Consider the following 26,660-nt stretch of genomic DNA (forward strand, 5'->3'; position numbering starts at 1 on the left):
AGAGTGATCCGGTGGGCATCCGACTTCTTCCGGGGGCAAACCCCCGCATGACGACAGATCCCCCTGATCACGACTCCTCATCACGACTCCTCATCACGACAGAAGCCCCGCCGAAGTTCGGCGGGGCTTCTGTCGTGCACGCTGGCGTGCTCGTGGTGTGAACGACGGTGCTAGTTGATCACCTTGTTGTCGCTTGACGATACGGTCAGCCACGGTCCGGCCGGAACATCAGCTGCTTCGACGAACTGCCAATCGACCTTGTCGGCGTCTCCGTCGAGTTCAGCGAAATTGAGGCAGCCGTTCAGCGCGGGCGAGACATCCATGCCCGCGCCGCCGTAGCGAGCGTTGGCCGGGCGTGCGTCGTTGCCTCCGAAGACGTAGGCCGAGTCGTGGTACTCGCCGGGGCCGGCGTCCGCGATCTGGCCGTAGCAGGTCTGGCCATCCTTCGTCAGCTTGACCCAACGGTTCTTCATCAGGCTGACCGAGGCGTCGCCTGCCTTGCCGGCGTAGGCCGGATCGTTGGCCCAGGGAATCACCGAACCGCGATTGGCGAACCCGGTCGAGTCGTTGACGTCGTCGTAGGGCAGATCGAGGTAGAACGGGTTCTGCTTGGGCGACATCGACGTCGGGAAGAATCCGTTCGCGGCGACGCGCTTCTCGGTCTCACACGATCCGCTCGAGGCGATCCCATCGCAACCACCGAAGTTGGCGAACCAGTTCGCGTCGTAGGTCGACAGCATCTGACTTCCGTCTTCAGCATTTGCATCGAAAATCTCGCCCACCCAGAACGTGGTCGCAACGATCCCGGTGTGCAGCGGATACGTGCTGGCGCCGGTACCCGTGGAGGCCGGCGGAGCGACGGGTGCCGTCGGAGCCACCGGCGCCGGAGGCGGGGTGGGGACCGGCACTGCGGTGGCAGAAGGACTGGGCTTCGGTGCCGGAGTGGCTGTCGGCTTCTTCTTGTTGTGCTTGTAAGTCTGGGACGACTTCGTTCCGTAGTCACGGTGGCCGTCTGCTGTGGAGGCGCGCGACGAATCAGTGCGTGCGGATGCCTTTCGTGAGTCTGCCTCGGCTGAGGCCGCGTTCACGCCCAGCGTCGAGGCAACGACGAGGGCGAGCACAGCAGCCCCCACGGTTCCCGTCGTTTTCGGATGGCGGCGAAACCATTTTCGAGCGGTTTGAATCACAACTTTCCCTCTCAGATTGAGTCGCCTCGACCCCTGTGAGGGGGGTGGGGCGACCCAGCGACCCTACGTGGGCGAAACTGAGAGAGTCATCATTTTGACGTGCCAATGCGCTGCGAGGAAACCAGCAATCTGCCTGGTCAGCAATCGATTCAATCCAAGTTGAATAGTTCTCAGAAACTCTCAGATTTGAACGTCTGACCGCGCCGAGTGCACGGACTACCGGCCGAGCCGACCATGCACCCGGCGCATCTCTGCGGCGAGAGCCTGACTCGCGTACGGCCCGCTGCCCTCGAGTTCGCCGATGATGCGCTCGACCGTTTCGGCCGGTTTGTTCTGGCTCATTTTGCTCTTCGCCACGAACCGGTCGACGCGCATCCGGAATCCCACGGTTCCGCTCACGATCCGCGCGGCATACTCGGCGTTCTCCAGAGTGTCGTTCATGCGACGGGGCTCGTCCATGCGATCTTCGAAGTGGTCGACGAGGTTGTCGAGAACCGCCAAGTTGTCGTCGTTGCTCAGCAGCTCCGGCGTTCCATAGAGGTGCGCTGTCACGAAGTTCCAGGTGGGAACCGCGGGCTTCGCGTCGTACCAGCCGGGCGAGATGTAGCCGTGCGGCCCTTGAACGATGAGCAGCAGTTCGTGGGCGCCCAGCTCATGCAGCTGTTCGTCGGGGCGCCCGACGTGACTCAGCACGACGATCTCGTCAGACGTCTCGTCGAGGATCACCGGGTAGTGCGACGCCACCAGCCCGCCCTGGTCGGGGTTGCTGACCATGGTCACCCACGGGTTTTCCCGGATAAGCCGCTTGATCTCGGCGATCTCGCCAAGTACGAAGCTGGGGTTCTGTCTCATGGATTCCTCACTTCATCGGGGGCGCCACAGGTCGAGCAGGATGCTATTGGTCAATCAGGATGTTACGGGTCGAGCGGATGTCGCAGCTCACGCAGTCCAGAGAGCCGTCAGGACTGGCAGCGGGGGCACCAGTACAGCTTGCGGGCACCCATCTCTTCGAGCGTGATATGAGTACCACAGACCCGACAGGGCAGGCCCTCACGTTTGTAGACCCAGTGCCGGTCGGCTCGATTGGCCATGGCCAACACATAGTCGTCACCGTCGAGGTCGTCCATGGTCATCATCTGCCCCGTTTCGACACCGATCTTCAGCAGGTGTGCCCAGTCCCGCCAGAGCGCGCGCACCGTGTCTTCGGAGAGCGATTTTCCGGGCGCATAGGGGTTCAGGTTGGCGCGAAAAAGCAGTTCGGCCCGGTAGACATTTCCGATGCCGCTGATGACGTTCTGGTCCATCAAGATGAGACCGATCGGGGTGGCCTTCTTGCGCACGACCGCGGTGAAGCGGTCTTCGGCTTCTGGGCTTGCATCGAGTAGCGGGTCGGGTCCGAGCTTCGCGATCACCGCATCTACTTGTTGCGGGTCGAGCACTTCACAGGCGGTCGGCCCGCGGAGGTCAGCACAGACGGTCTCGGTCAGCAAACGCACCCGCACCTGCCCGATCGGGTCGGGCGGAAAGGTCTCCGGAGCGTTTGTCTCTTTCTCCTGCTCCGACATGCGCACCCGGGTGCGCCGCGGGGCCCCAATTGAGTGCAGGGAGTTCTCGCCGGCCGAGTCATGGATCGGATCGAGAACCGTGCCCTGCTGGTTCGTCTGGCCCATCCGTCCGTTCGCTGAAGCGATCGTCGCATCCATCAGAATCTCGCCGGAGAAATCCCAGGCGCCGTAGAGGCCGAGGTGCACGCGCAGCCAGACCCGGTGGTCGAACTCGAGGAACATCTGCTTGCCGACCGCTCGGGCGTCGGTCATCACCAAGCCGTCGAGCTGAGCCGCGCCGAGTGCGAAACGGCCTTGGGGAGACGACAGCGACACCCGGCTGCCGACGAAGTTGCGTTGAAACTGTCGCGCAATGCGGTGGACTGAATGACCTTCAGGCACTGTTAGCGCCGAATGCCCTTGCCCGCGATGTCGCCGGTCAGTTCGTACTCGGCGAGCTGGGCGATGCGACGCGCATGGCGTTCTTCGTCGGAGAACGGCTCTGCGATGAAGGCGTCGATGAAGCTCGTCGCATCCTCAATCGTGTGCTGGCGAGCCCCGATCGAGATGACGTTGGCGTCGTTGTGCTCCCGAGCGAGTCTGGCCGTGCTCAGGTTCCAGACGAGGGCGGCGCGGGCCCCGGTCACCTTGTTCGCGGCAATCTGCTCGCCGTTGCCCGATCCGCCGAAGACCACACCGAGCGCTTCGATGCCCGCGGCCTGGTCATCGACAACGGACTGGGCCGCGTTGATGCAGAAGGCCGGGTAGTCGTCAAGCGCATCGTAGGACTGGGGACCGTGGTCGATGACCTCGTGTCCGGCACCGGTGAGGTGGTCGATCAGGTGACGGCTGAAATCGAGGCCGGCGTGGTCGGTGGCGATGTGGATGCGCATGAAGACAGTCTATTTAGTCGCGCCGGGTAGTTCGCCGCGCCGGGCGCCGCGTCGGTCGCCGCATCGAGACTTCGCCCGAGAGGCGTCGTGCGCGATAAGTTGGCTGCATGAGCGCGACGACAGCCATCGGAATCGACATCGGCGGAACCGGCATCAAAGGAGCGGTGGTCGACCTGTCTACCGGTGAGCTGATTTCGGAGCGGGTGAAGCTGGCCACCCCCAAGGGCGGCGCCCCCGACGACATCATCGAGACCACGCGAGAGATTCTGGAGAAGGTCTCCGAGGGGTCGAGTTCCCTGCCGATCGGCGTCTGCTTTCCGGCCGTCGTCAAGCACGGGCACACGATGTCCGCGGCGAACGTGTCCGAGAAGTGGATCGGTCTCGCCGCTGAAGAACGCTTCGAGAAGGGGCTCGGTCACCCGATCCACTTTGTCAACGACGCGGATGCTGCGGGTTACGCCGAAGCACAGTTCGGCGCGGCGAAGGGCGAGCCTGGCGTGGTCATCCTCACCACGCTGGGAACCGGTATCGGTTCGGCGCTGCTGATTGACGGCGTGCTCGTGCCCAACACCGAACTCGGCCACCTTGAAATCGACGGGCACGATGCCGAACGGCGTGCCGCGTACTCGGTGAAGGAACGCGAGGACTTGAGCTGGGAAAAGTGGGCCCATCGGCTCCAGACCTACTACTCGGCTCTCGAGGCTCTCTTCTCGCCCGATCTGTTCATCGTCGGCGGCGGAGTGTCGAAGAGCTACCAAGAGTTTCTGCCCCTGCTGAATCTCTCGACCCGCATCATCCCGGCCGTACACCGCAACAATGCCGGCATCCTCGGCGCGGCAGCCCTGGCCGTGAAATTTCCGACGACGCCCCGGGGACCACTCGTCGATGAACAGGTGCCGGCGACGACGACTCGTTAACCGTGACAGTTTGAGGAATGGGCCGGCTATTACGCCGGGTTCTGTCTCAGTGCCTGCGTCGAAACGCACGCACCCTCGACGGTCATCTATCTACGAGCTACGTTGCCGCAACCCTCTAGCGGCCTACCCGAAAACTCGGCGAGCAGCCTTAGCGTTTTCTGTCTGACCTTGCTCCGGACGAGGTTTACCGAGCCGACCAGGTCACCCTGGCCTCTGGTGGTCTCTTACACCACCGTTTCACCCTTACCGCAGGGCGTTTTCCGAGGAAAACGCCCTGCGGCGGTTTACTTTCTGTGGCACTGTCTCGCGGGTTACCCCGGGTGGGTGTTACCCACCGTCCTGCTCTGTGGAGCCCGGACGTTCCTCGGCATCCGTTTGAAAAACAAACGAACAACGCGACCGTCTTGCCGACCCATTCTTTGCTTAAGCCTAGCTCAGATGCCCGATTCTTCGGTGCGCACGAGGATGGCGCCGCAGTCGGGGCAGAAGATGACGTCGTTGGCCGGAGCCATCCGCACGGCTTCCAGGTCATTTCCGGTCAGCGTCATCGTGCATCCGCTGCAGGTACGAGCGCGCAGCAGCGCTGCAGCGTTTCCGCGACCCGCAATGTAGCGCTTCTCGTAGAGCTCGACGAGTTCGGGGGCGACGGATGCCGCGACGGCGGCCCGGTCGCGAATGGCCTCGGCACGCTGCTGATCGATGACAACCAGTGCTTCGTCGCGCACGCGCTCGGTCTCGGCGATCTGCTCGGCGATTGCCGCGCCTTCAACCTCGATCGCGGCGACGGCGGCTTCGTGCTCCTCGACGCGCTCCATCACAGCGATCTCGATCTCCTCGAGGTCACCCTGTCGCTTCTTCAACGCAGCGACCTCGCCCTCGTAGGCCTGGATGTCTTTGACCGACGAGCTCTGCTGCATGCGCTCGGTGTCGCGTGCGATGCGCTTCTCGACAACCTCAACGTCTGACTCGATGCGACGCAACTCGGTGCGCACATCCTCGAGCTCGCCCGTGCGCGCGGTCAACTTCTGGCGACTCGCGTCGGCCTTCTTGCCCAGTTCGGCCAGCTCGGCGTGCTGCGGCAGCGCCGTGGTCTGGTGCGCGAGCTGCTGGGCCTTGATGTCGAGGGCCTGGAGCCGAAGAAGCTCTTTCTGTTCTACGGGAGTTGCCTTCACGATGTCCTGACCTTTACGAATGTTGAGTGTGAATGAGTTGAGGGGCCGGCGGTGGTGCCGGGGTGGCGGGTGAAGAATTAGTGCATGACGACAAAGTCCCACGGATCGGTGCGCAGGTCGCTGACGTTCACCGTGACGCCGGGGAGCGCCGCGCGCAGCTGTGCGGCCGCGGTGTCGAGCCAGAGCCATTCGCTGGCCCAGTGGGAGACATCGATGAGGGCGGGGCCGCCGCTGATTTTCGCTTGTTCGCGCGACTCCGACGCCGGGTGGTGTCGCAGATCGGAGGTGACGTACACGTCGGAAGCGAGCACCAGCGGGTGGGCGAGCAGCGAGTCTCCGGCGCCGCCGCAGAGCGAGACGACCTCGACGAGTTGCTGGTAGTCACCGGACACCCGCACACCGGATGCCGTCGCCGGAAGCAGGTCGGCAAGCACACGAGCGAGATGGCCGAGCGTGACAGGCCGGGCGAGTCGGCCGACCCGGCCGATGCCGGTCCCCGGCTCGACACTCGACGTGATCGGCTGTGTGTCCTGGATTTCGAGGCGCTGAGCCAGGATGTCGGAGACCCCGTCGGTGACGACATCCGCGTTGGTGTGCGCAGCAAGCAGTCCGCAGTTCGCGCGGATCAACCGGGCCAGAAGCGCGCCCTTGTAGCGGTCTTCTGACACCGTGGTCACACCGCGCAGCAACAGCGGGTGGTGCACAAGAAGGAGGTCGGCCCCGGCTTCGATTGCCTCGTCGACGGTGTCGGACACGGCGTCAACGGCGAGATGAATCGACGAGATCTGGCGAGCCGGGTCTCCGCTGACGAGCCCGGAGGAATCCCAGGACTCCGCGCCGGACAGCGGCCACAGTTCATGGATGACTGAGGTTACTTCTGCGAGCGATAGAGACACCCTGCCAGCCTACCGGTCGCATCAACCGTGCCGCCTGTGGAGATGCAGGCCGTGGAACTCACTCGCGCCGTTTCGCTTTCCGCGACGCGCGCGTCTCGTAGACCGGTTCAGCATTCGGGGCAGCTTCGGGAGCGGGCTCAGGCGTGGGCTCGGGAACGACCGCAGAAGCCACGTCGGGCTTCACGTCCGGCGTCGCCGCCTCCCCCGGTTGCGGCTTCTTCTCCGCCTGCAGCCACGCCAGCGGATCCGCCGCGGACCCCGCCGCCGCAACCGGCGGCGCTACGTCCTCGCTCGGAACGCTTTCGTCGTAGTGGCCGCGCTTTCCGTGGTCCGTCTCCCGGTGGTGGTGATGGCGCGAGAACCACCAGCGTCGGCGAGCGGACGGCACGACATGCTCGCTCTCGTTCACGCGCGGACTCGCGATCGGCTGCGACGGAACCAGGGCGACATCGTCGGCGTCGTCGTCGAGCGAATCATCGAATCCGGCCTTGATGATGTCATGCGACGTCGTCGTCACGGCATCCGGATCACCGCCGACAATAATGGCCAGATCCGCCTCGGTCGGCGGTTCCGTCGGTTCGACGCCATCCTGCCCCTCTGGGCCACGATCTGACATCCCACTATTCTAGTGAGAAATCCTCAAATCAGCTGGTTAGCGTCAATTTGTCCGTCAGCTCACATGAATCGACGGCCGTCGTTTCGCGTTCGGTTCGGAGGCCCGGAGCACCTCGCGTGTCACCGGCGCGATCTCCCCCGCACCAGTGATCAAGAACTTGAACATGTTCGAAATCGGATTGCCTTCCGTCCACTCGAAGTAGATCTCGGGGATGATTCCGGTCTGATCGCGAATCTCGAGCAGCACCGACGCGATCGTGTTCGGCACGTTTCCGCTCGTCACCCTGAGCACCCGATAACCGTGCGCCGCCACCCCTTCAACGAGGAGATCCTCTTCGAAGTCTGAGGAATCCGACGGGTACACCTCGAGAAAAATCACCGACGACCCCGGCGGAATGTGCCCGTACCGGCGTTCGTCGCGACTCTTGTCGCGGTACTCGGCATCCGTGTCGACACCGGGCTCGTGGGAAATCAGCCGCACCGCGTCGTACTCCTCCGTGTCTTCCATGACATAGTCGAGCGCATTCGCGTCGAGCACCACAGAGGTCGCCCGCAGCTGGAACGAACGCCGCACGCGCGAGATCAGTGAGATTCCCACGATGCCGAGAATGAAAAGCGCCGCAATGCGCACGCCGTCCGGGCGCTCGAAGATGTTGGCGATGGTCGTGTACACGAAGATCAACGAGATCAGGCCGAATCCCGCAGTGCGCCACTTCTGGCGTTTGCGCCGCGCCGACAGGGCGACGGCGACGGATGCCGAGGTGATCAGCACCAGAACACCGGTGGCATATGCCCCACCCTGGGCGTCGACGTTGGCGTCGAAAACGACGGTGATGAGAAACGCGATCGCGATGAAGACGAGGACCAGGGGGCGTACCGCCCGCGCCCACTGCGGGGCCATTCCGTAACGTGGCAAGTATCGCGGTACCAGGTTGAGCAGACCCGCCATTGCCGACGCCCCGGCGAACCAGAGGATGCAGATGGTGCTCACGTCGTAGACAGTGCCAAACCCGTTGCCGAGATACTCGTGGGCCAGGTAGGCCAACGCGCGTCCATTTGCCGGTCCCCCGGGTTGAAAGTCCTTCTGCGGGATCAGGAACGTTGTGACGATGCTCGAGGTGATCAAGAATCCGCTCATGATGAGCGCTGATGTGGTCAACAATCGTTTGGTGTCGCGGATCCGCGTCGCCGGGTTCTCGTCGGTGTCCCCCGCGCCTCCCTTGACCTGCGGCATCACCGCGACCCCGGTTTCAAATCCCGAGAGACCCAGCGCAAGCTTGGGAAAGACCAGAAGTGCGATTCCGACGATCATCCAGGGATCGCCGTGTTCGGTGGTCAGCGCCGCCCACCAATCAGTGGCGACGTGTGGATGCTGCAGCACCTCACCGATCGAGACCGCGATGACCACGAGATTCAGCGCGAGATAGATGGCGACGAGCACAACGGCGATCCCGATTGCTTCTTTGAATCCACGCAAAAAGACAGCCCCGAGCAAAGCGATCAGCACCAGCGTCACGATCATCTGCGAATTGAGCCAGCTCGGCACAAACGGGTTCTCGAGAAAGTGGGCGGAAGCATCCGCTGCCGAGAGCGTGATGGTGATCATGAAGTCCGTCGCCGCAAAGCCAAGCAGCACCAGCACAAACAGCTTGCCGGCCCACCAGGGCAGCAAATTTTCGAGCATGTGTATCGAGCCAGAGCCCTTGAAACTTTCGGATGCGACGCGACGGTATACCGGCAACGCACCGAACAGGGTCAGGGCGACCAGCACGATCGTGGCGATCGGCGAGATGAGGCCGGCAGCCAGCGCGGCGATGGCCGGCTGATATCCCAGGGTCGAGAAGTAGTCGACACCCGTGAGGCACATGACGCGCCACCATGCGTGCGTCTTCTCGACGGCCTTGGCGTGCGGGCCAACGTGCGATCCGGTCTTGTCGACCAGGCCGTCGAGCATCCAGCCACGAAAACCCGTGCTCTGCGTTCGCAGTTTGCTCACCTGCACAGAGTACGCCCGGAGGGCTCTCAGCTCTCGGAAATTCTCACGGGGAGTCGTCGGTTGCCCCGGTCAGCTTTCCGCAGTCTCGAGCAGTGTCTTCGCGACGGTAAGGCCGGCCGTCTCGCTGTCCATCGAGGCCTGAACCGGTTTGCTCATCACGAGCTTCTTGATGCCGGAAAGGTCGGCGTTCAGTGAGAACGTGACCTCTGTACCGGAATCGGTCGCGCTGAACCGAAAATCGCCGTGGGGTCGCACCGGCCCGGCGACAACCTGGAAGCCGTACCGCAGAGGCGGGTCGTAGTCTGTCACCTCGATGTCGGCCTGGATGCGACGCCCGCCGGGTCCGGCGACGGTCTGCGCGATGCGTCGACCGACGGCGGGCGGTCCCTCCGCCGCGATGGTCTCGACATGTGAGCGCCACCGCGGGTCATTCGCCGGTTCGGTGAAGAAGGCGAACACCACGTCGATAGGACGGTTGATCATAATCACACGCGATGCACTCGGCATAACCCCAGGCTACGCTTGACCGGCCCACCGTGCTCCCACGGAGGATCCGAGGAGCCGCAGCCATAATTCGCAGCCACAATTCGACGGTGAATCTTCCGAAAACCGAGCATCGTGCTGGTTTGACGTAGTAGACATAGAGTGCGCCGATTTTGCAGCACTCTGATCAAGGAAGACCAATGACTACATCGCACCACGCCCGCGCCGCCGAACTCGTCTCCCAGCTCACCCTGGATGAGAAACTCCTGCTTCTCTCGGGGGCAAATATGTGGGCGACTGCAAGCGTGGGCGAGATTCCCTCGACGTTCCTCGCCAACGGACCGAATGGGGTCGGCAAGCAGGCATCGGCCGGCGACCACGTCGGCGGTGGTGAGATGCTGCCCGCCACGTGTTTCCCCTCTCCCTCCGTGCTCGCCTCCTCGTGGGATGTAGAACTCGTTGAAGAGGTCGGGGTGGCGCTCGGCCGTGAGTCCCGCTCGAAAGACGTCGGCGTGCTGCTCGGCCCCGGTCTCAACATTAAGCGCCACCCCGGCGGTGGACGCGTCTTCGAGTACTTCTCGGAAGACCCGCTCCTGGCCGGCAAGATCGCCGCCGCTCTTGTGCGCGGAGTGCAATCGCAGGGCGTCGGCTCCTCGATCAAGCACTTCGCCGGCAACAACCAGGAGACCTTCCGGATGCGGCTGGACTCCATCATCGACGAGCGCACACTGCGCGAGATCTACCTCACCGGGTTCGAAATCGCAGTGAAGGAGTCAGATCCGTGGACGGTGATGACCTCGTACAACCTCGTCAACGGTGAACACCCCGACGAATCGTCCCGCCTGCTGGGCACGATCTTGCGCGAAGAATGGGGCTTCGACGGCCTTGTCATGAGTGACTGGTTCGCGATCTCCGATCGTCCGGCCGCCGTCGCCGCCGGTCTCGACCTTGAAATGCCGGGCAATGGCGGGCTCTGGACCGGGCGCGTCAAGAAAGCGCTCGACAACGGCACTCTTTCTCTGGCTGCCGTGGACACCGCCGCCACCCGTGTCGCCGAACTGGCACTGCGCGCCGCCGCCGAGGCGGCCGGCCCCGCCGTCACGGCCGACCTCGACGCCCACCACGCTCTCGCCCGCCGTGCGGCCGCCGCCGGAACCGTTCTGCTGCACAACGACGGCATCCTGCCGCTCTGCGCAGAAGGCACAATCGCCATCATCGGCGCCGGTGCTGAGACGCCTCGCTACCAGGGCGTCGGCAGTGCCAGCGTCAACGCAATCACGGTCGAGACCGTGCTCGACGCGCTGCCCGCGCGACTCGGCGACAGCGCCGAGTACAGCTTTGTGCGTGGCTACGATGCTCAATCGGGCGCCGTCAGCGCCGAAGATTCTGCCGCAGCGCAGACGGCTGCTCGCGCGGCCGATGTCGCCGTGCTCGTGCTTGCGATCCCGGCCGGAAAAGAAGCTGAGGGGGTCGACCGCGAGCACCTCGTCTTCCCGCCCGCCATGAACGAACTGGTGCGCACGGTGACGGCGGCCAACCCGCGCACCGTCGTCGTGCTTGTCAACGGCTCACCGCTCGAGCTGCCGTGGGCGGATGAACCTGCCGCACTCCTCGAGGCCTACTTGGGCGGTCAGGCGGCCGGCCCCGCCATCGTCGATGTGCTCTTCGGCGACGCGGAGCCGGGCGGGCGTCTCGGCGAGAGTTTCCCGGTCGCGGCAGCCGACCTGCCCGCGGCGGCTCACTTTCCGACCACGACGCCGACCCAGGTGCAGTACCGCGAGAACCTTTACGTCGGTTACCGCTTTCACGACACATTCACTGTGGCCCCGCGCTACCCGTTCGGGCACGGCCTCGGCTACACGAGCTTCGAATACGGCGCAGCAGAGGTCTCCGGCGAGGGCGTGGACCGCACCATCACCGTCTTGGTGACGAACACGGGTGATCGCACGGGCTCAGAGGTCGTGCAGCTCTATGTGCACGCCTCAGGCTCCTCGGTTCACCGCCCCGAGCAAGAGCTCAAGGGGTTTGCCAAAGTGCACCTCGCACCGGGCGAGACGCAGAGCGTGAGCCTGGTGCTCGGACACCGTTCCTTCGCGATCTACGACGTTGCGAGTGCCCGGTGGGCCGCGGAATCCGGCGACTACGAGATCCGCGTCGGTTCGTCCTCCCGCGACATCCGCGCGACGACGAGCATCCGCCTCGACAGTGGCGAGACCGTGACCCCCGTTGCGCGACCCGTGGGCGCCGTCGCAACGACTGACGAGTTCGCACGGCTACTCGGTGGCCCGGTTCCGCTGGCGAAGGCGCTCTTGCCGTTCAGCATCAACTCCCCCGTCGCCGATCTGCACGCCACATGGCTCGGTCGGCGTCTCCACGGCGCGCTGCTCGGCGTAATCACCAAGCAGCTTCCCGCCGGCGATGAGGACACCCAGGCGATGATGCACGCCGTGGTCGGTGGAATGCCGCTGCGCGCTCTCTCGGCGAACTCCGGCGGCCGTCTCAGCCTCGACACGATGGACCGCATCGTGAGCGTGCTCAATGTCGCATCGCCCCACGCGCGGCGAGCTCGCCGAGCAGTGAAGAACTAGAGGCTGACGGGCGAGCCGGGTCCCCACGGGATACCGAGCAGGAACCAGGCGGCGAAGAGAACGATCCAGCCGATCAGAATCCAGACGGTGTAAGGCACCATCAACGCGATGATGGTGCCGATTCCGGCATCCTTCTTGTAGCGCTGCGCGATCGTGACGATGAAGGGCAGGTAGACCATCAGCGGGGTCAGCACGTTCATCGGCGAGTCACCGACGCGGTAGGCCGCGAGCAGGGTCTGCGGGGCCACATCGAGCGACGCGAAGATCGGCACGAAGATCGGGGCGAAGATCGCCCACTTCGGCACAACGCCGGGCAGGATCATGTCGAGCACGAAGATGACGAGCACGAAGGCGACGAGGAGCACGACGGCGGGAACGTTCGCCTGCTCCAGCACATGAGCCGCCTCGACGGCAGCGACGGTGGGGAGATTGGTCCAGTTGAAGAGGGCGATGAACTGCGAAATCATCAAGAACATGATCAGCAGGCCGCCGAGTCCGGCGAAAGTCTTCGCGATGGCTCCGACGACGGCGTTGCTGCCGCGCAGCGTGTTCGCCCCGATGCCGTAGCACACGCCGCACACCAAGAAGCCGAGGGAGATGATGAAGATGAGGCTCGCCATGAACGGCGTGGCGCCAATGAGCTCGCCGGTGGCGTTATCGCGCAGCGGCGCTCCCGGCGGGAGGCTCAACGCGAGCACGATGGCCGCGACGACGAGCAGGCCCCACATCGACAGGCGCAGGCCACGGGCTTCGCCGGCGTCATTGACGGGCTCGCCCGTCGTGACATCCACCGGTTCGGCCATCTCGTAGACGCCCAGACGCGGCTCGACGATTTTCACGGTGACGACGACGGCGATGAGCGCCATCAGTATCGACGAGGCGATGCTGAAGAAGAAGTTGGCCGTCACGGTGAGCGGCTGCAGGCCGATGCTGCCGAGCGCCTCGTTGGTGATTTCGGTGAGCATCGAGTCGACCGGTGTGATGAGCACGTTGACCGAGAAGATCGAGCCGACACCGGCGAACGCGGCGGCCATACCGGCCAGCGGATGACGCCCGACCGAGAGGAACGCGGCGGCGGCCAGTGGAATCAGGATGAGGTATCCGGCATCGGAGGCGACCGACGACAGCACGCCGACGAAGATGAGGATGAAGGCGAGCGACCAGCGCGGGGCGACCTTGACGACCTTGCGGATGAGTGCGCCCATCAGGCCCGCTTGTTCGGCCACGCCGACACCGGCCATTGCGACCAGGGTCACGGCGACGACGCCGAAGCCCGCAAAGTTGTCGACAAACGAGGAGAAGAAGAACTGGATTCCGTCGCTCGAGAACAGGCTGCGCACAGCGAAGGTCTGTTCGCTCGCGGTGTAGTCGGGAAGCGTCACAAACGCGTCGGTGTTCGTATCGAAGGGCACCAACGTGCCACCGAGCGCGTCGTTGAGCTGCTGAAGTTGTTCGGTCGGCACGGGGGTGACGACCTCATCGGTGACGCTGACTCCGGCCCAGGAGAGAATCGCGGAGATGATGGCGATGAGCAGAATCAGGTAGACGAACATGATCGTTGGGTTCGGAACCTTGTTGCCCAACCTCTCGATCTTGTCGAGAAATGTGCCTGACCCCTTCGTCGTCGAAGTCGCTGCTGCTGACGTCATCATGCCCCCCACCTGTCGGCCACCTCGGCAGAAGCCGGGCTGATGCGGCCTCCAGCGGCCGCCGATCTCACCCTAATGGGAAGAAGAAACGTACTGGATATCTGCTTAGGTGAAGTAGCCCTGGGCTAACTCAGCTTTCGGAACTTTTCGACGATGTCGCCTGTCGCCATGGCTGTCTGACTCTGGCAGCGTTAGTCAGCTCACCTAGCTCTCGGGCCCCGGTCAACCGTCTCGCAATCGTGGGCGGTCAGGCCTCTCTGGTCACGTTGCCGCGTTCTCGTGTAGAAGATTGCCCGAACCATATCCAAAGGGGTCGAGCCGTGACGAAGATGAGCACCGCAAAAAGGCTTTGACTGATGACCCCGAAGGACGAGAGTCCGCCGACCGTAGCGAAGACGGTCCAGTTCACTGCGATGTCGGCGATGATCACGGTGCTGCCGAGCACGATGCCGGAGCGCCGTCGAAAGATGATCAGCGCAGCGGTGGCCGGATCCAGGATCGTTAGTGTCACCCAGAACAGCCGGACGCCGAGCGGGAAGGCGCTGTAGGCGTCTAATCCGCCGACGATCAGATCCGCCGTATGAGTGGTTGTTCCAACGAGAAAGCCGATCACCCACATGACTTGGAACACTCTGAGCGCTCGTGCTGATGCGGTGAGAGCGATCATTCGCCCATGATACCGAGCCCGCAAGGGCAGTCGAGCAGGAGCCGATTTGAGAACACCTTGCTATTGGCTTAGCAAGAACCCCTATGACGACCGCTGAAGTCACCGCCCCGAGCACTACCTGGGGACCCGCAATTCTCCGAGATGCGCACCGGATGGTTATGGGTCCACGGTGGCACGTCCTGCGCCGTCTGTGGACGATTACCAGTGTCTCGATCGGATGTGGACCCGTGGCAACGCATTGCTGGAGGAGTCGGTAGAAGAGCAGTCCGCGGCTCTTGCATCCACGCCCACGCCGTCTCATACGATTTCAGACCTAGCACTCTCTGCAACCCCAACGCAGAGACGCCATTCTGAAGTGATGAACCACGCCGCCGCAAACCATGTCGGCAACGGCGTACGTGTCCGGTCGAAGATCGTGCCAGCCGTCACCGACGTGCGTCGACCGCAGTCGCGACACATAAACAGAGCATCTCCAGTCCGCCAGAACCGCGTCGAGGCGCAGGCCGGACAAACGAAGCCCGCCGGCCACCGAAGGCCAGCAAGGTACTTAAGACAATCGCGCTGCGAAGAGAAACGCTCCTGGAACTCACCAAACGTCGATGGAAAGTCGACACCGGATCGCGGACCCGAAACGCTCATGTCAGTCACAACTCACCGCTACTTCACCTAAGCAGATACCCAGTAGAAACGTTCTACTCGCCACCGCGCCGGGCTTCATTCTGTCCGCGCTCTGAGGCGGGCAGGCCCGATACTGGATTCGTGCTCGACTCCAACGTCACTGCAACCCCGACGGCCCTCACCTGGCGGCTGCTGCCGGCTGTGCTCATCTCGGCTTCCGCCGTTTTGCTGTTCGGCGTGCAAGTTCCCGTGGCGGGCTACGGGGTGCTTGTGCTCGGCCTCCTGCTCGCCTGGTTCATCGACCGGCCGCTGTTTCGCGACTTGCTGCTCATTGCCAGTGGCCTCGGCATCATCAGCACGATCTCGCTTGAGGCCAACATCGACTACCCCAACATGGTGCTCTTCGGAGTCGTGCTGTCCGCCGCCGTTCTGGTGCCGTTCCTGATCCAGCGTTACGTCTACCGTGAGAGGGTCATCCGGTTTCCGTGGAAGGGAACCTGGCCGTGGACGCGAGCGCAATGGTGGTACATCGCCGTCGTGGTGGTGGCCGCCATCGTGCTGTTGCCTGCCTACTTCATCGGCTCCGGTTCCTACCAGAACTGGCCGGCGGTGCACGAGCCTGATGAGGTTGTCCGGCTGTTCATCGGGGTGAATGCGGTCGGCATCTGGGACGAGCTGTTCTTCATCTGCACGGTCTTCACGCTGCTTTGCCGGCATTTTCCGGTCTGGCTCGCGAATCTATTGCAGGCCACGATCTTCGTCTCATTTCTGTGGGAACTCGGCTACCAGAGCTGGGGGCCGCTGCTCACCATCCCGTTCGCGCTCGTGCAGGGCGCGATCTTTCGCATGACCCGTTCACTCAGCTATGTGGTGACCGTGCACCTACTCTTCGACCTGGTCGTTTTCGTCGTCATCGTCGCGGCGCACAATCCGGACTGGTTCGGCGGGTAGAAGGATGCCCAGGGCAACGCAGAAGGGCCAGGTCAGAATTGCTTCTGACCTGGCCCTGGCGGAATCCTGCAGGTGAGCGGAACCTAGGCCGTTGTGGTGATCCCGCGTCCGAACGTGAACGCACGGACGATCTGCACCACACCGATCACGATCAGCGCGATCCCTGTCAAGAGGAAGAGCAGCTGCGCGCCCCACAGCGGTGCGAACAGCAGTGCGATACCGGCGATGATGCTGACGATCGCGAGGATGACCGCCCAGGTCTTCGACGGTGCATCGCCGAGCTGCACGAGTGTCGCGACACCTTCGATGATCCACAGGATGCCGATCGCGATTCCCAGGAAGACGGCGAGGAACTCCACCGTGCCCGACAGGTTCCCGAATGCGAGGCCGGCACCGATCAGAAAGAGGACGCCGAGGATGATGTCGAGCGCCCTGGCCCCACCTGAGATGCCTCGGGCGAAGATGCCGATGCCGACGTATACCAGGCCGGCGACGATGAAGTAGATCCCCAACAGGATGGCGATCGTCGCTGCAGCGGCCTGCGGCTGAAACGTGATCAAGAGGCCGATGAGGAGAGTGACGACTCCGCCAACGCCCAGGGCGATGCGGATGCCGTTGACAGCGGACTTGGTGAGGTCGCCTGAAGTGAACGAGTACCCGCCGAGAGCCGAACCGGATTGAGTGGACATCTGAAACCTCCTGCAGCAACGGGTGAGCAATTGTGCTCAGGCTATTCCCAGCATCGCTCGCCTGTCACGATATTGCGAGGGCGTGTCGTCGATCGCGGCATCTCGCGTACGTTTCTGCGGGAATCGCGGCTTCGGCCCGCTCAGCAGGTGCTCTTCACCGCATCCGTCAGCGTTGTCAACGAGGTGCCCAGTGTCTTGACCGCTGTGCCGACGGCGGTCAGAGACTCGACCGTCGGCGCGGCCGTGGCCGCGTCAATGCTTGAGCCGACCGATGCGGAAGCCTGCTCGACGGCGTCGATCTCGGTGGCGTACTGATCTTTGGCGTCGGCCTTGACCTGACTCAGGTCGGTCTGCACCTGGGTGAGCTTGGTCTGCAGCTCCGCCAGCGCGCCCTGGTCGAGCGCGACGTTCTTGACGTCAGAGACCGACTGCTTGAGCGATTCGACCGCGCCACACACCGCCGGCGAAGCCACCGGTGATGCCGTGGGCGGTTCGCTCATCGTGCATCCGGAGGTGATCAGTGCCGTCAGGAGTGCTCCTGCGGCCAGAAACGAGGTGATGGCCCGACTTGTCATGGCGGTGAGGCTACTCCCGCCTCCGGAAACAGAAAAGGTCAGAGGCGGAAACACCGCCTCTGACCATTCTTTCTTCCTGCTGTGGGCCCTACCGGGATCGAACCGATGACATCCACGGTGTAAACGTGGCGCTCTACCAGCTGAGCTAAAGGCCCTGACAACCAGCCACTCACGTGGCGAATCAGGTTGTTTACATCCTAGCCAATCCGCCGGGCCCGATCAGAATCGAGCTCGCAACTCGCGCGCGTCGCAGGGTGTACTCCAGCACGTTCGCCGCTGTGTTCTACGATGACGCATGACCACCAACGGACTCACCTGGCACGCCAAACACAACCAATCGCTGAGTCGTGGGGCTCGTGCGGCCGACATCATGCGCAACGGCATGGGCAGCTGGCCGTTCGTCGGCGGATTCATCGGCATCATGCTCATCTGGGCCGCAATCAATATTGCGCTCCCGAATGACAGCAAATGGGACCCCTACCCATTCATTCTGCTGAACCTGTTTCTCAGCATGCTGGCGGGTCTGCAGGGCGCAATCCTGCTCATCGCCGCGAAAAGACAAGACGGAATCTCTGCCGCTTTGGCTCAGCACGACTATGACACGAACCTCGCGGCCAAAGCTTCGATCGACAAGTTGATGACCATCGCTCATGGTCAGACTGAGATGATCACCGAGTTGCACCGCTTGCTCGCGGCCGAGCGTGTCGGCTCGGAGGCGTAGCAGCTAGGCCGGCTGCAGCTCGTCGAGCGCCGCCCGGTAGGCGGCCAGTGAACGTGCTTCACCGGGGGCCGTGATGAAACTGGCACGGATGATGCCGCTCTGGTCGATCAGGAAGGTCGCGCGATTAGCGAATCCCTTTGCATCAAGGAACACTCCGTATTCCTTCGCCACGCCGCCGTGCGGCCAGAAGTCGGCGAGCAGGCTGAACTCATAGCCTTCCTGCTCGCCCCACGCACGAAGGGTGTGCCGGGAGTCAACGGAAATGCCGATCAGTTCGACGCCGCTGTCGGCGAAGAGCGACAGATTGTCACGCAGCTCGCACAGCTCATTGCTACAGATTCCCGAGAATGCCAGCGGGAAAAAGACCAGCGCGACTGACTTCTCACCCCGGAACTGACTGAGCTGGACTGACTGTCCGAACTGGTTGGTAAGTACAAAATCGGGTGCCTGGGTGTCGTTCTCCAGTGCCATGGCGCAACGTCCTTTCCGCGCCACGGTGAACCCGTGGCAAGCCAAGCTGCACAGCCTAGTCCGGGCAGCTGCGGGAACCAAGAACGGTCGCTGGGAGCACCGAGGATGCTGCGGCGCGTACGCGGAGTTCAGCAAGAATCAGTAGGCTGGCGGGTGGTGCCGATGGTCGTGATCCGACCCACCCAGATATGCGGCACGAAACCCAGGCACGACCTGCCCAACACAGAGAGGTCGAGTGTGACTGTCAACGACCAGGACCCGTACTCGATGGACAACACCGACGCAGATCCAGAAGAAACGGCCGAATGGTCGGAATCGCTGGATGCGCTTGTCGCCGAACATGGCCATGAGCGAGGTCGAGAGATCATGCTCAGCCTGCTCAAGCGGTCCAAAGAACTTCACCTGGGCGTGCCCATGGTGCCGACCACCGACTACATCAATACGATCGCCGCAGAGAACGAACCAGCGTTCCCCGGCGACGAAGACGTTGAACGCCGCTACCGCGCCTGGATTCGTTGGAACGCAGCGATGCTCGTGCACCGCGCCCAGCGCCCCGGTATTGCCGTCGGTGGCCACATCGCCACGTACGCATCGTCTGCCGCGCTTTACGAAGTTGGGTTCAACCACTTCTTCCGTGGCCAGAACCACCCCGGCGGCGGCGACCAGGTCTTCATCCAGGGTCACGCCTCCCCCGGCACGTATGCCCGCGCCTTCCTCGAAGGACGCCTGAGCGCCAACCAGCTCGACGGTTTCCGCCAGGAGAAGTCACACGTCGGCGGCGGACTGTCGTCCTACCCGCACCCGCGTCTGATGCCCGAGTTCTGGCAGTTCCCGACCGTGTCGATGGGTCTCGGACCGATCAACGCGATCTATCAGGCACAGGCAAACAAGTACCTGACCAACCGTGGCATCAAGGATGCCAGCGACCAGCAGGTCTGGGCCTTCCTCGGCGACGGCGAGATGGACGAGGTCGAAAGCCGCGGTCAGCTTCAGGTTGCCGCCAACGAAGGTCTCGACAACCTCAACTTCATCATCAACTGCAACCTGCAGCGCCTCGACGGCCCGGTGCGCGGTAACGGCAAGATCGTTCAGGAGCTCGAGAGCTTCTTCCGCGGTGCCGGCTGGAACGTCATCAAGGTCGTTTGGGGCCGCGAGTGGGACGACCTGCTCACCCGCGACACCGATGGCGCCCTCCTCAACCTGATGAACGTCACCCCCGACGGCGACTACCAGACCTACAAGGCCGAGAGCGGCGCATACATCCGCGAGAACTTCTTCGGTCGCGACCCGCGTGCACTCAAGCTCGTCGAGGGCTACACCGACGACCAGATCTGGAACCTCAAGCGCGGTGGCCACGACTACCGCAAGGTCTACGCCGCGTTCAAGGCTGCATCAGAGCACAAGGGCCAGCCGACCGTCATTCTGGCGAAGACCGTCAAGGGCTACGGCCTCGGACCGAGCTTCGAGGGCCGCAACGCGACCCACCAGATGAAGAAGATGACGCTGGAGAACCTCAAGACCTTCCGTGACAGCATGCACGTGCCGATCACCGACGCTCAGCTTGAAGAGAACCCCTACCTGCCGCCGTACTACACCCCCGGCGCGTCGGACCCGGCGATCGAGTACATGCACGAACGCCGCCGCGAACTCGGTGGATACCTGCCGGAACGCCGCACCAAGTACACCCAGGTGAACCTGCCGGACGACTCGACCTACGCGATCGCCAAGAAGGGCTCCGGCACGCAGGAGATCGCCACCACCATGGCGTTCGTTCGTCTGCTGAAAGACCTGTTGCGGTCGAAGGAGTTCGGCAACCGCATCGTGCCGATCATCCCCGACGAGGCCCGCACGTTCGGCATCGACGCGTTCTTCCCGAACGCCAAGATCTACAACCCGAACGGCCAGCACTACACCTCGGTCGACCGCGAACTGCTGCTGTCGTACAAGGAGAGCCCGCAGGGCCAGATCCTGCACGTCGGCATCAACGAAGCCGGCGCCATGGCTGCGTTCACGAATGTCGGAACCTCGTACTCCACCCAGGGTGAAGTTCTCATTCCGATCTACGTGTTCTACTCCATGTTCGGTTTCCAGCGCACGGGCGACGCCATGTGGGCTGCCGGCGACCAGATGGCTCGCGGATTCATCATGGGCGCCACGGCCGGTCGCACCACCCTCACCGGTGAAGGCCTGCAGCACGCCGACGGCCACTCGCACCTGCTCGCTTCGACAAACCCGGCCATGGTCTCCTACGACCCGGCCTACGGTTACGAGATCGGCCACATCATGCGCGCCGGCCTCGACCGCATGTACGGCGGCACCCACTCCGACCCGAACGTGATGTACTACATCACGCTCTACAACGAGCCCCTGGTGCAGCCGGCCGAGCCCGAGAACGTGGATGTCGACGGCATTCTGCGCGGGATCTACCGCTTGAACCAGTCGACCGTCGCCGGTCCGAAGGCGCAGTTGATGGCATCCGGTGTTTCGGTGCCGTGGGCCCTCGAAGCCCAGCAGCTTCTCGCCAACGACTGGGGTGTATCGGCCGATGTCTGGTCTGTCACCTCGTGGACCGAGCTGCGTCGCGACGGCCTCGCGGCAGAGGAGCACAACTTCCTCTACCCCGAAGCTGCCGAGCGCACGGCCTACGTCACCGAGAAGCTCGCCGGAGCCGAAGGCCCGTTCGTTGCGGTCTCCGACCACATGCACGCGGTACCCGACCAGATTCGCCAGTTCGTTCCCGGCGACTTCGCAACGCTGGGTGCCGACGACTTCGGATTCTCCGACACCCGCGCCGCAGCACGTCGCTACTTCAAGATCGACAGCCCGTCGATGGTCGTGCGCACCCTCCAGTTGCTCGCCCGTCAGGGCAAGATCGACCGCAGCGTGGTCGCCGCAGCAATCGAGAAGTACCAGCTGCACGACGTGAACGCTGGAACCACCGGCTCTGCCGGGGGCGAGAGCTAACTCACACCGTGGCACCGGCGCCCAAGACGAAAGAGCAGACGCTCGCCTGGCTTCGAACGATTTCAGGCGAGCTGTCGACAGCGACACTCAAGCGACTCGAGGACACGCTGCCCTGGTATGGCGAAATGCCACCAGGGCGGCGGTCCGCCGTCGGCCTTGTCGCGCAAGCGGGGATCACCTCGTTCATCTCCTGGTTCGACGACCCCAAGTCGACACCCTGGATTGCTGCCGACGTCTTCGGCGCCGCCCCACGTGAACTGCTGCGGTCGATCAGCCTGCAGCAGACTCTTCAACTCATTCGTGTGACCGTCGAGGTCGTCGAAGAACGGGTGAAGGAGGGCGGCGAGCTTCTCCGTGAAGCGATCCTGCTCTACTCCCGGGAGATTGCATTCGCCTCGGCGGATGTCTACGCTCGCGCCGCCGAGGCCCGCGGCCTCTGGGACGCCCGCCTTGAAGCCCTCGTCGTCGACTCCATTCTCTCCGGGGAATATGACGATGAGCTACCGAGCCGCATCGCTGCTCTGGGCTGGCACGGTCACGGCGAAGCGTGTGTGCTCGTCGGCACCACCCCCAAAATGCTGGACGTCGACCAGTTGCGTCGCGCCGCCCGCCACATGTCGGCCGACGTTCTGATCGGAGTGCAGGGCAACCGGCTGGTTCTGGTGATCGGCCGCGCGCACCCGACCCCGGTCGACAGCGACGACGCGATCGGCACCGCAGCCACGCTGACCTTCATGGAAATCGCGATGGCACTCGAGCCCAACTTCGGGCCGGGGCATCTCGTGCTCGGCCACGAGGTTCCGAACCTCGTCGATGCGTCGAAGAGCGCCAAGGCGGCCCTTGCCGGTTTCGCCGTCGCCCGTTCCTGGCGCAACGCTCCACGGCCGGTGCAGGCAGACGACTTGCTGCCGGAGCGCGCTCTGGCGGGCGACCCGCTCGCTCGCGCCACCTTGATTCACCGCATCTATCGACCGCTACAGGCTCACTCCACCGAACTTCTGACGACACTGTGGTGCTACCTCGACAACGGTCGTTCACTTGAGGCGACAGCGCGGGAGCTCTTCGTGCACCCGAACACGGTGCGCTACCGCCTGAAGCGGGTCTCCGAGGTGATCGGCTACGACGCGACCGGCGCCCGGGAGGCGCTGATCCTGCAGTCGGCATTGATTCTCGGCTCGATCAGCGATCACGACGGGTCGACGCGGCGGCGCTAGCGTTCGTTGGTCGAGCTTGTCGAGACCAGGTCACCGGATCTCGACAAGCTCGATCACCGGAGTGGCTCGATCACCGAGCGTCTGAGTGTTCCCACAAGGGATACGCCAATTCTTGGTGGAGTGTCAACACACCGTCCTCCGACAGGATTGAGAGACTAGTCAGGTGATTGTCGTCGTTTGCCCTGGACAGGGCTCGCAAACCCCCGGTTTCCTCGCACCCTGGCTGGAACGCCCCGATTTCGCCGCAGACCTGCGCGCGATTTCCGACGCGGTCGGACTCGATCTGGTTGCCCACGGCACGACCAGCGATGCCGACACCATCCGCGACACAGCAATTGCCCAACCGCTGATCGTCGCCGCCGGTCTCCTCACCCTCAAAGCGCTGCTCGCCGACGGCCGTCGTGAGCGTGTCGCCGGCATCGCCGGGCACTCGGTCGGCGAGCTCACCGCCGCAGCAGGTGCCGGCATCCTCAGTGATGCTGAGGCCGTGCGTTTCGTGCGCGAGCGCGGTGCGGCAATGGCGGCGGCCGCCGCTCTGACGCCGACCGGCATGAGCGCGGTCCTCGGCGGCGATGAAGCCGAACTTCTTACGCGCCTCGACGAGCTCGGTCTCGAACCGGCCAACTTCAACGGCGGCGGACAGATCGTCGTCGCCGGCGCACCTGACGCCCTCGCCGCCCTGGCCGAGAACCCGCCGACACGCGCCCGAGTGATTCCCCTTCAGGTGGCCGGCGCATTCCACACCCGGTATATGAAGCCCGCCGTCGAGCGTCTTGCCGAGGTCGCGACCGGTTTGCAGACGAACGATCCCACTCTTCCCATCTGGACGAACAACGATGGGAGCCGCGTGACAAGTGGCTCCCGATTCGTCGAGCTTCTCGTCGGCCAGGTGTCGTCGCCGGTACGGTGGGACTTGTGCATGGCCGCCTTCTCGGAGGCCGGCGTGACCGGAATCATCGAGGTCGCCCCCGCCGGCGCCCTGGTGGGACTCGCCAAACGTGCATTGAAGGGCATTCCCAGCGTGGCCATCCGCACTCCGGATGACCTTCCCGCCGCCTGGGAGCTGATCGATCAGCACGCCTGATCGCTCCTCCCCCATCCCGGCCCACACAGCCCGGCCCACCCAGCCCTCGACCAAGAGATACCCATGACGAAGCCCCTCCTTGTACAGTCGCACGGCCCCGCGTTCACCCGCATCCTCTCCGTCGGCGCCGCCCGCGGCGACCTGATCGTTCCGAACGACGAGCTGGTCGGTCCGATCGACTCCTCCGACGAGTGGATTCAGCAGCGCACGGGCATCATCACCCGCACTCGTGCGAGCCGCGACATCAACGCCGTCGACCTCGCCACGGATGCCGCCCGTGAGGCCATCGAACGCTCCGGCATCGCCCCCGAGCTCATCGACCTCGTGATCGTGGCCACCATCAGCAACATTCAGCAGACCCCGTCGATCGCCGCCGTCGTGGCCGACTCCGTCGGTGCCAACCCGGCTGCCGCCTACGACATGAACGCCGCCTGCGCCGGCTACGCCTACGCGGTGGCTCAGGCCGACGCGCTGATCCGTTCCGGCGCCGCTCACTACGCGCTCGTCATCGGCGCCGAGAAGCTCTCGGATGTCGTCGACCCGACCGACCGGAGCATCTCCTTCCTTCTGGGCGACGGCGCGGGCGCTGTCGTCATCGGTCCGAGCGAATTCCCGGGCATCTCCAGCACCGTCTGGGGCTCCGACGGATCGAAGGCCGGCGCTGTGGCGATGAACCACACGCTGGCCGAGTTCCGTCGCGGCGAATCCGAGTGGCCGACGCTGCGCCAGGAAGGCCAGACGGTCTTCCGTTGGGCAGTCTGGGACATGGCCAAGGTGGCCAAGCAGGCGCTCGACGCCGCCGGAATCACCAGCGACGACCTGGCCGCATTCATTCCGCACCAGGCGAACATGCGCATCATTGACGAGTTCGCGAAGCAGCTGAAGCTGCCGGCATCCGTCGTGATCGCCCGTGACATCGCAACCACCGGCAACACTTCGGCCGCCTCGATCCCGCTGGCAACCCACCGTCTGCTCGAAGAAAACCCTGAACTCAGCGGCGGTCTCGCCCTGCAGATCGGCTTCGGAGCCGGTCTTGTCTTCGGCGCGCAGGTCGTCGTTCTGCCTTAAGGCCTCCCCCGTCCCCCTAAACTAGGTCTCGGTCAAACGAGACACCCCCCAAGGAGAAAAAAATGGCATTGTCCACCGAAGAAGTTCTTGCCGGCCTGGCCGAGCTCATCAACGACGAGACCGGCATTGCAACCGACTCGGTTGAGCTGGGTAAGTCGTTCACCGACGACCTCGACATCGACTCCATCTCAATGATGACCATCGTCGTCAACGCAGAAGAGAAGTTCGATGTGAAGATCCCCGACGAAGAGGTCAAGAACCTCAAGACCGTCGGCGACGCCGTCGAGTTCATCGTCAAGGCACAGGACTAAGACCTCGTATCGAGAGCGGGTCGGCCGGGAAACCGGTCGGCCAGCTCTCCCTGGGGCATGCCCCTTCGTGTTACCCCGTTCCTTGGAGAGTTGACCGTTATGACCAAAAAGATCGTTATCACCGGCATCGGTGCGACCTCCCCGCTCGGCGGCACGGCCGCCGACAGCTGGTCCGCCCTGCTCGCCGGCGCCTCAGGCGCGAGCCCCCTCGACTATCCGTGGGTTGCTGAAACGCAGCTCCCGGTGACCTTCGCCGCTCAGGCCAAGGTCTCCCCCAGCTCTGTGCTCGAACGTCACGAGACCAAGCGCCTCGACCCCTCCAGCCAGTTTGCTCTGATCGCCGGGCGTGAAGCCTGGGCGGATGCCGGCTCGCCTGAGGTTGACCCCGAACGCCTCGCCGTTGACTGGTCAACCGGCATCGGCGGAGTCTGGACCCTGCTCGACGCGTGGGACACCCTGCGCGAACGCGGTCCCCGCCGTGTCTTGCCGATGACCGTTCCGATGCTCATGCCGAACGGCCCCGGAGCAGCAATCGGCATGGACCTGCACGCACGTGCCGGCATCCGCACCGTCGTCTCGGCCTGCGCGTCCAGCACCGAAGCCCTCGTCAACGCGTATGACCGCCTGCAGGCGGGCCTGGCCGATGTGATCATCGCCGGTGGTTCCGAGGCCGCGATTCACCCGCTGCCGATCGCGTCGTTCGCCGCGATGCAGGCGCTGTCGAAGCGCAACGACGACCCGGCCACCGCCTCACGTCCGTACGACCTGACACGTGACGGCTTCGTGCTCGGCGAGGGCGCAGCTGCGCTCGTCGTCGAAACCGAAGAGCACGCTCTCGCCCGCGGCGCTCGCATCTACGCCGAACTGCTCGGCGGTTCGATCACCAGCGACGCGTACCACATCACCGCGCCGGATCCCGAGGGTTCCGCCGCGGCACGGGCGATGCTCACGACTATCCAGAACGCCGGTGCCAGCCTGGCGGATGTCTCCCACATCAACGCCCACGCCACCAGCACCCCGGTCGGTGACATCGCCGAGTACAACGCACTGCGTCGCGTCTTCGGCGACCTGCTCGACGGCATCCCCGTTTCGGCGACGAAGGCCTCGACCGGCCACCTTCTCGGTGGCGCCGGAGCGATCGAAGCCCTCTTCACCGTGAAGGCCCTGCACGAGCGCATGGCCCCGCCGACGATCAACCTGACCGAGCAGGACCCGGCGATTCCGCTGGATGTTGTGACGTCGCCGCGTGCACTGCCGGCCGGAGACCTGCTGGCGATCAGCAACTCCTTCGGCTTCGGCGGACACAACGCGGTCGTCGCGTTCCGCAGCGTCTAACCTCGAACACTCGCACCGCCACGCTCCGACTGGAGCACCCACAGAAAGACCC

Annotated in this window: 25 protein-coding genes, 1 tRNA gene and 1 other RNA gene; 10 read left to right on the plus strand and 17 right to left on the minus strand. The window is 64.0% G+C overall.

Going from position 1 to position 26,660, the window contains the following annotated elements; all coding sequences use genetic code 11:
- Positions 1–170: 170 nt before the first annotated feature.
- The 4 genes from AC1DCF_RS08600 to AC1DCF_RS08615 all read right to left on the minus strand — a co-directional run bounded on the left by AC1DCF_RS08600 (position 171) and on the right by AC1DCF_RS08615 (position 3,624).
- A complete protein-coding gene (locus tag AC1DCF_RS08600; RefSeq protein ID WP_477210644.1) occupies positions 171–1,133 on the minus strand; it encodes a hypothetical protein in 963 nt (320 codons plus the stop codon).
- Between the two features lie 270 nt (positions 1,134–1,403).
- A complete protein-coding gene (locus tag AC1DCF_RS08605; protein WP_477210645.1) occupies positions 1,404–2,039 on the minus strand; it encodes an FMN-binding negative transcriptional regulator in 636 nt (211 codons plus the stop codon).
- A 107-nt stretch (positions 2,040–2,146) separates the two neighbouring features.
- Positions 2,147–3,133, minus strand: coding sequence for an Fpg/Nei family DNA glycosylase (locus tag AC1DCF_RS08610; RefSeq protein ID WP_477210646.1), 987 nt, complete (start codon positions 3,131–3,133; stop codon positions 2,147–2,149).
- A gap of 2 nt (positions 3,134–3,135) precedes the next feature.
- Positions 3,136–3,624, minus strand: coding sequence for a ribose-5-phosphate isomerase (locus AC1DCF_RS08615; RefSeq protein ID WP_477210647.1), 489 nt, complete (start codon positions 3,622–3,624; stop codon positions 3,136–3,138).
- A 107-nt stretch (positions 3,625–3,731) separates the two neighbouring features.
- On the opposite strand from AC1DCF_RS08615, the gene ppgK reads away from it, so the two are divergent.
- Positions 3,732–4,541, plus strand: coding sequence for a polyphosphate--glucose phosphotransferase (gene ppgK, locus AC1DCF_RS08620; protein WP_477210648.1), 810 nt, complete (start codon positions 3,732–3,734; stop codon positions 4,539–4,541).
- 14 nt (positions 4,542–4,555) lie between these two features.
- Here the strand turns inward: ppgK and rnpB are convergent.
- From rnpB to AC1DCF_RS08650, 6 genes are all read right to left on the minus strand, one after another.
- Positions 4,556–4,956: RNase P RNA component class A (rnpB, locus tag AC1DCF_RS08625), an RNA gene on the minus strand.
- 19 nt (positions 4,957–4,975) lie between these two features.
- Positions 4,976–5,713 (minus strand): zinc ribbon domain-containing protein, encoded by a 738-nt coding sequence (locus AC1DCF_RS08630; protein ID WP_477210649.1) that lies wholly within the window; start codon positions 5,711–5,713, stop codon positions 4,976–4,978.
- 77 nt (positions 5,714–5,790) lie between these two features.
- A complete protein-coding gene (locus AC1DCF_RS08635; RefSeq protein WP_477210650.1) occupies positions 5,791–6,609 on the minus strand; it encodes a Nif3-like dinuclear metal center hexameric protein in 819 nt (272 codons plus the stop codon).
- A gap of 58 nt (positions 6,610–6,667) precedes the next feature.
- Positions 6,668–7,225 carry a hypothetical protein gene (locus AC1DCF_RS08640; protein WP_477210651.1) on the minus strand — a complete coding sequence of 186 codons (558 nt, stop codon included), beginning with the start codon at positions 7,223–7,225 and terminating at the stop codon, positions 6,668–6,670.
- Between the two features lie 54 nt (positions 7,226–7,279).
- Complete coding sequence (locus tag AC1DCF_RS08645; RefSeq protein ID WP_477210914.1) at positions 7,280–9,178, minus strand: APC family permease; 1,899 nt, start codon at positions 9,176–9,178, stop codon at positions 7,280–7,282.
- Between the two features lie 111 nt (positions 9,179–9,289).
- Positions 9,290–9,727 (minus strand): SRPBCC family protein, encoded by a 438-nt coding sequence (locus AC1DCF_RS08650; RefSeq protein WP_477210652.1) that lies wholly within the window; start codon positions 9,725–9,727, stop codon positions 9,290–9,292.
- A gap of 176 nt (positions 9,728–9,903) precedes the next feature.
- Between AC1DCF_RS08650 and AC1DCF_RS08655 the strand changes: the two genes are divergently transcribed.
- A complete protein-coding gene (locus AC1DCF_RS08655) occupies positions 9,904–12,291 on the plus strand; it encodes a glycoside hydrolase family 3 C-terminal domain-containing protein (RefSeq protein ID WP_477210653.1) in 2,388 nt (795 codons plus the stop codon).
- Here AC1DCF_RS08655 and AC1DCF_RS08660 read toward each other — a convergent pair.
- The 3 genes from AC1DCF_RS08660 to AC1DCF_RS08670 form a co-directional block, all read right to left on the minus strand.
- Positions 12,288–13,943, minus strand: a complete 1,656-nt coding sequence (locus AC1DCF_RS08660) for an AbgT family transporter (RefSeq protein ID WP_477210654.1) — start codon at positions 13,941–13,943, stop codon at positions 12,288–12,290. The two genes, AC1DCF_RS08655 and AC1DCF_RS08660, sit on opposite strands and share 4 nt — an antisense overlap.
- A gap of 244 nt (positions 13,944–14,187) precedes the next feature.
- Complete coding sequence (locus AC1DCF_RS08665; RefSeq protein WP_477210655.1) at positions 14,188–14,607, minus strand: hypothetical protein; 420 nt, start codon at positions 14,605–14,607, stop codon at positions 14,188–14,190.
- Between the two features lie 297 nt (positions 14,608–14,904).
- Positions 14,905–15,246 carry a transposase gene (locus AC1DCF_RS08670; protein ID WP_477210915.1) on the minus strand — a complete coding sequence of 114 codons (342 nt, stop codon included), beginning with the start codon at positions 15,244–15,246 and terminating at the stop codon, positions 14,905–14,907.
- 120 nt (positions 15,247–15,366) lie between these two features.
- Between AC1DCF_RS08670 and AC1DCF_RS08675 the strand changes: the two genes are divergently transcribed.
- Positions 15,367–16,176, plus strand: a complete 810-nt coding sequence (locus tag AC1DCF_RS08675) for a CPBP family glutamic-type intramembrane protease (protein ID WP_477210656.1) — start codon at positions 15,367–15,369, stop codon at positions 16,174–16,176.
- Positions 16,177–16,259: 83 nt separating this feature from the next.
- Here the strand turns inward: AC1DCF_RS08675 and AC1DCF_RS08680 are convergent, their stop codons facing one another.
- The 3 genes from AC1DCF_RS08680 to AC1DCF_RS08690 form a co-directional block, all read right to left on the minus strand.
- Complete coding sequence (locus AC1DCF_RS08680; protein WP_477210657.1) at positions 16,260–16,865, minus strand: HdeD family acid-resistance protein; 606 nt, start codon at positions 16,863–16,865, stop codon at positions 16,260–16,262.
- Positions 16,866–17,005: 140 nt separating this feature from the next.
- A complete protein-coding gene (locus AC1DCF_RS08685) occupies positions 17,006–17,440 on the minus strand; it encodes a hypothetical protein (protein ID WP_477210658.1) in 435 nt (144 codons plus the stop codon).
- Positions 17,441–17,522: 82 nt separating this feature from the next.
- Positions 17,523–17,595, minus strand: a tRNA-Val gene (locus tag AC1DCF_RS08690).
- Between the two features lie 140 nt (positions 17,596–17,735).
- Between AC1DCF_RS08690 and AC1DCF_RS08695 the strand changes: the two genes are divergently transcribed.
- Positions 17,736–18,161 (plus strand): DUF1003 domain-containing protein, encoded by a 426-nt coding sequence (locus tag AC1DCF_RS08695; protein ID WP_477210659.1) that lies wholly within the window; start codon positions 17,736–17,738, stop codon positions 18,159–18,161.
- A gap of 3 nt (positions 18,162–18,164) precedes the next feature.
- On the opposite strand, the gene AC1DCF_RS08700 is transcribed toward AC1DCF_RS08695, so the two are convergent.
- Entirely contained in the window at positions 18,165–18,632 is a 468-nt protein-coding gene (locus AC1DCF_RS08700) for a peroxiredoxin (RefSeq protein ID WP_441792235.1), read from the minus strand.
- 237 nt (positions 18,633–18,869) lie between these two features.
- Here AC1DCF_RS08700 and aceE point away from each other — a divergent pair, with 237 nt between their 5' ends.
- The 6 genes from aceE to AC1DCF_RS08730 all read left to right on the plus strand — a co-directional run bounded on the left by aceE (position 18,870) and on the right by AC1DCF_RS08730 (position 26,608).
- Entirely contained in the window at positions 18,870–21,596 is a 2,727-nt protein-coding gene (gene aceE, locus AC1DCF_RS08705) for a pyruvate dehydrogenase (acetyl-transferring), homodimeric type (protein ID WP_477210660.1), read from the plus strand.
- An 8-nt stretch (positions 21,597–21,604) separates the two neighbouring features.
- Complete coding sequence (locus AC1DCF_RS08710; protein ID WP_441792233.1) at positions 21,605–22,810, plus strand: PucR family transcriptional regulator; 1,206 nt, start codon at positions 21,605–21,607, stop codon at positions 22,808–22,810.
- Between the two features lie 163 nt (positions 22,811–22,973).
- Positions 22,974–23,894 carry an ACP S-malonyltransferase gene (locus AC1DCF_RS08715; protein ID WP_477210661.1) on the plus strand — a complete coding sequence of 307 codons (921 nt, stop codon included), beginning with the start codon at positions 22,974–22,976 and terminating at the stop codon, positions 23,892–23,894.
- A gap of 63 nt (positions 23,895–23,957) precedes the next feature.
- Positions 23,958–24,962, plus strand: a complete 1,005-nt coding sequence (locus tag AC1DCF_RS08720; protein WP_477210662.1) for a beta-ketoacyl-ACP synthase III — start codon at positions 23,958–23,960, stop codon at positions 24,960–24,962.
- Between the two features lie 62 nt (positions 24,963–25,024).
- On the plus strand, positions 25,025–25,273 hold the full coding sequence (locus tag AC1DCF_RS08725) for an acyl carrier protein (protein ID WP_179577782.1): 249 nt from the start codon (positions 25,025–25,027) through the stop codon (positions 25,271–25,273).
- 99 nt (positions 25,274–25,372) lie between these two features.
- Positions 25,373–26,608, plus strand: a complete 1,236-nt coding sequence (locus AC1DCF_RS08730) for a beta-ketoacyl-[acyl-carrier-protein] synthase family protein (protein ID WP_477210663.1) — start codon at positions 25,373–25,375, stop codon at positions 26,606–26,608.
- Positions 26,609–26,660 lie beyond the last annotated feature (52 nt).

This window comes from Leifsonia sp. 10L418, from assembly GCF_056395445.1.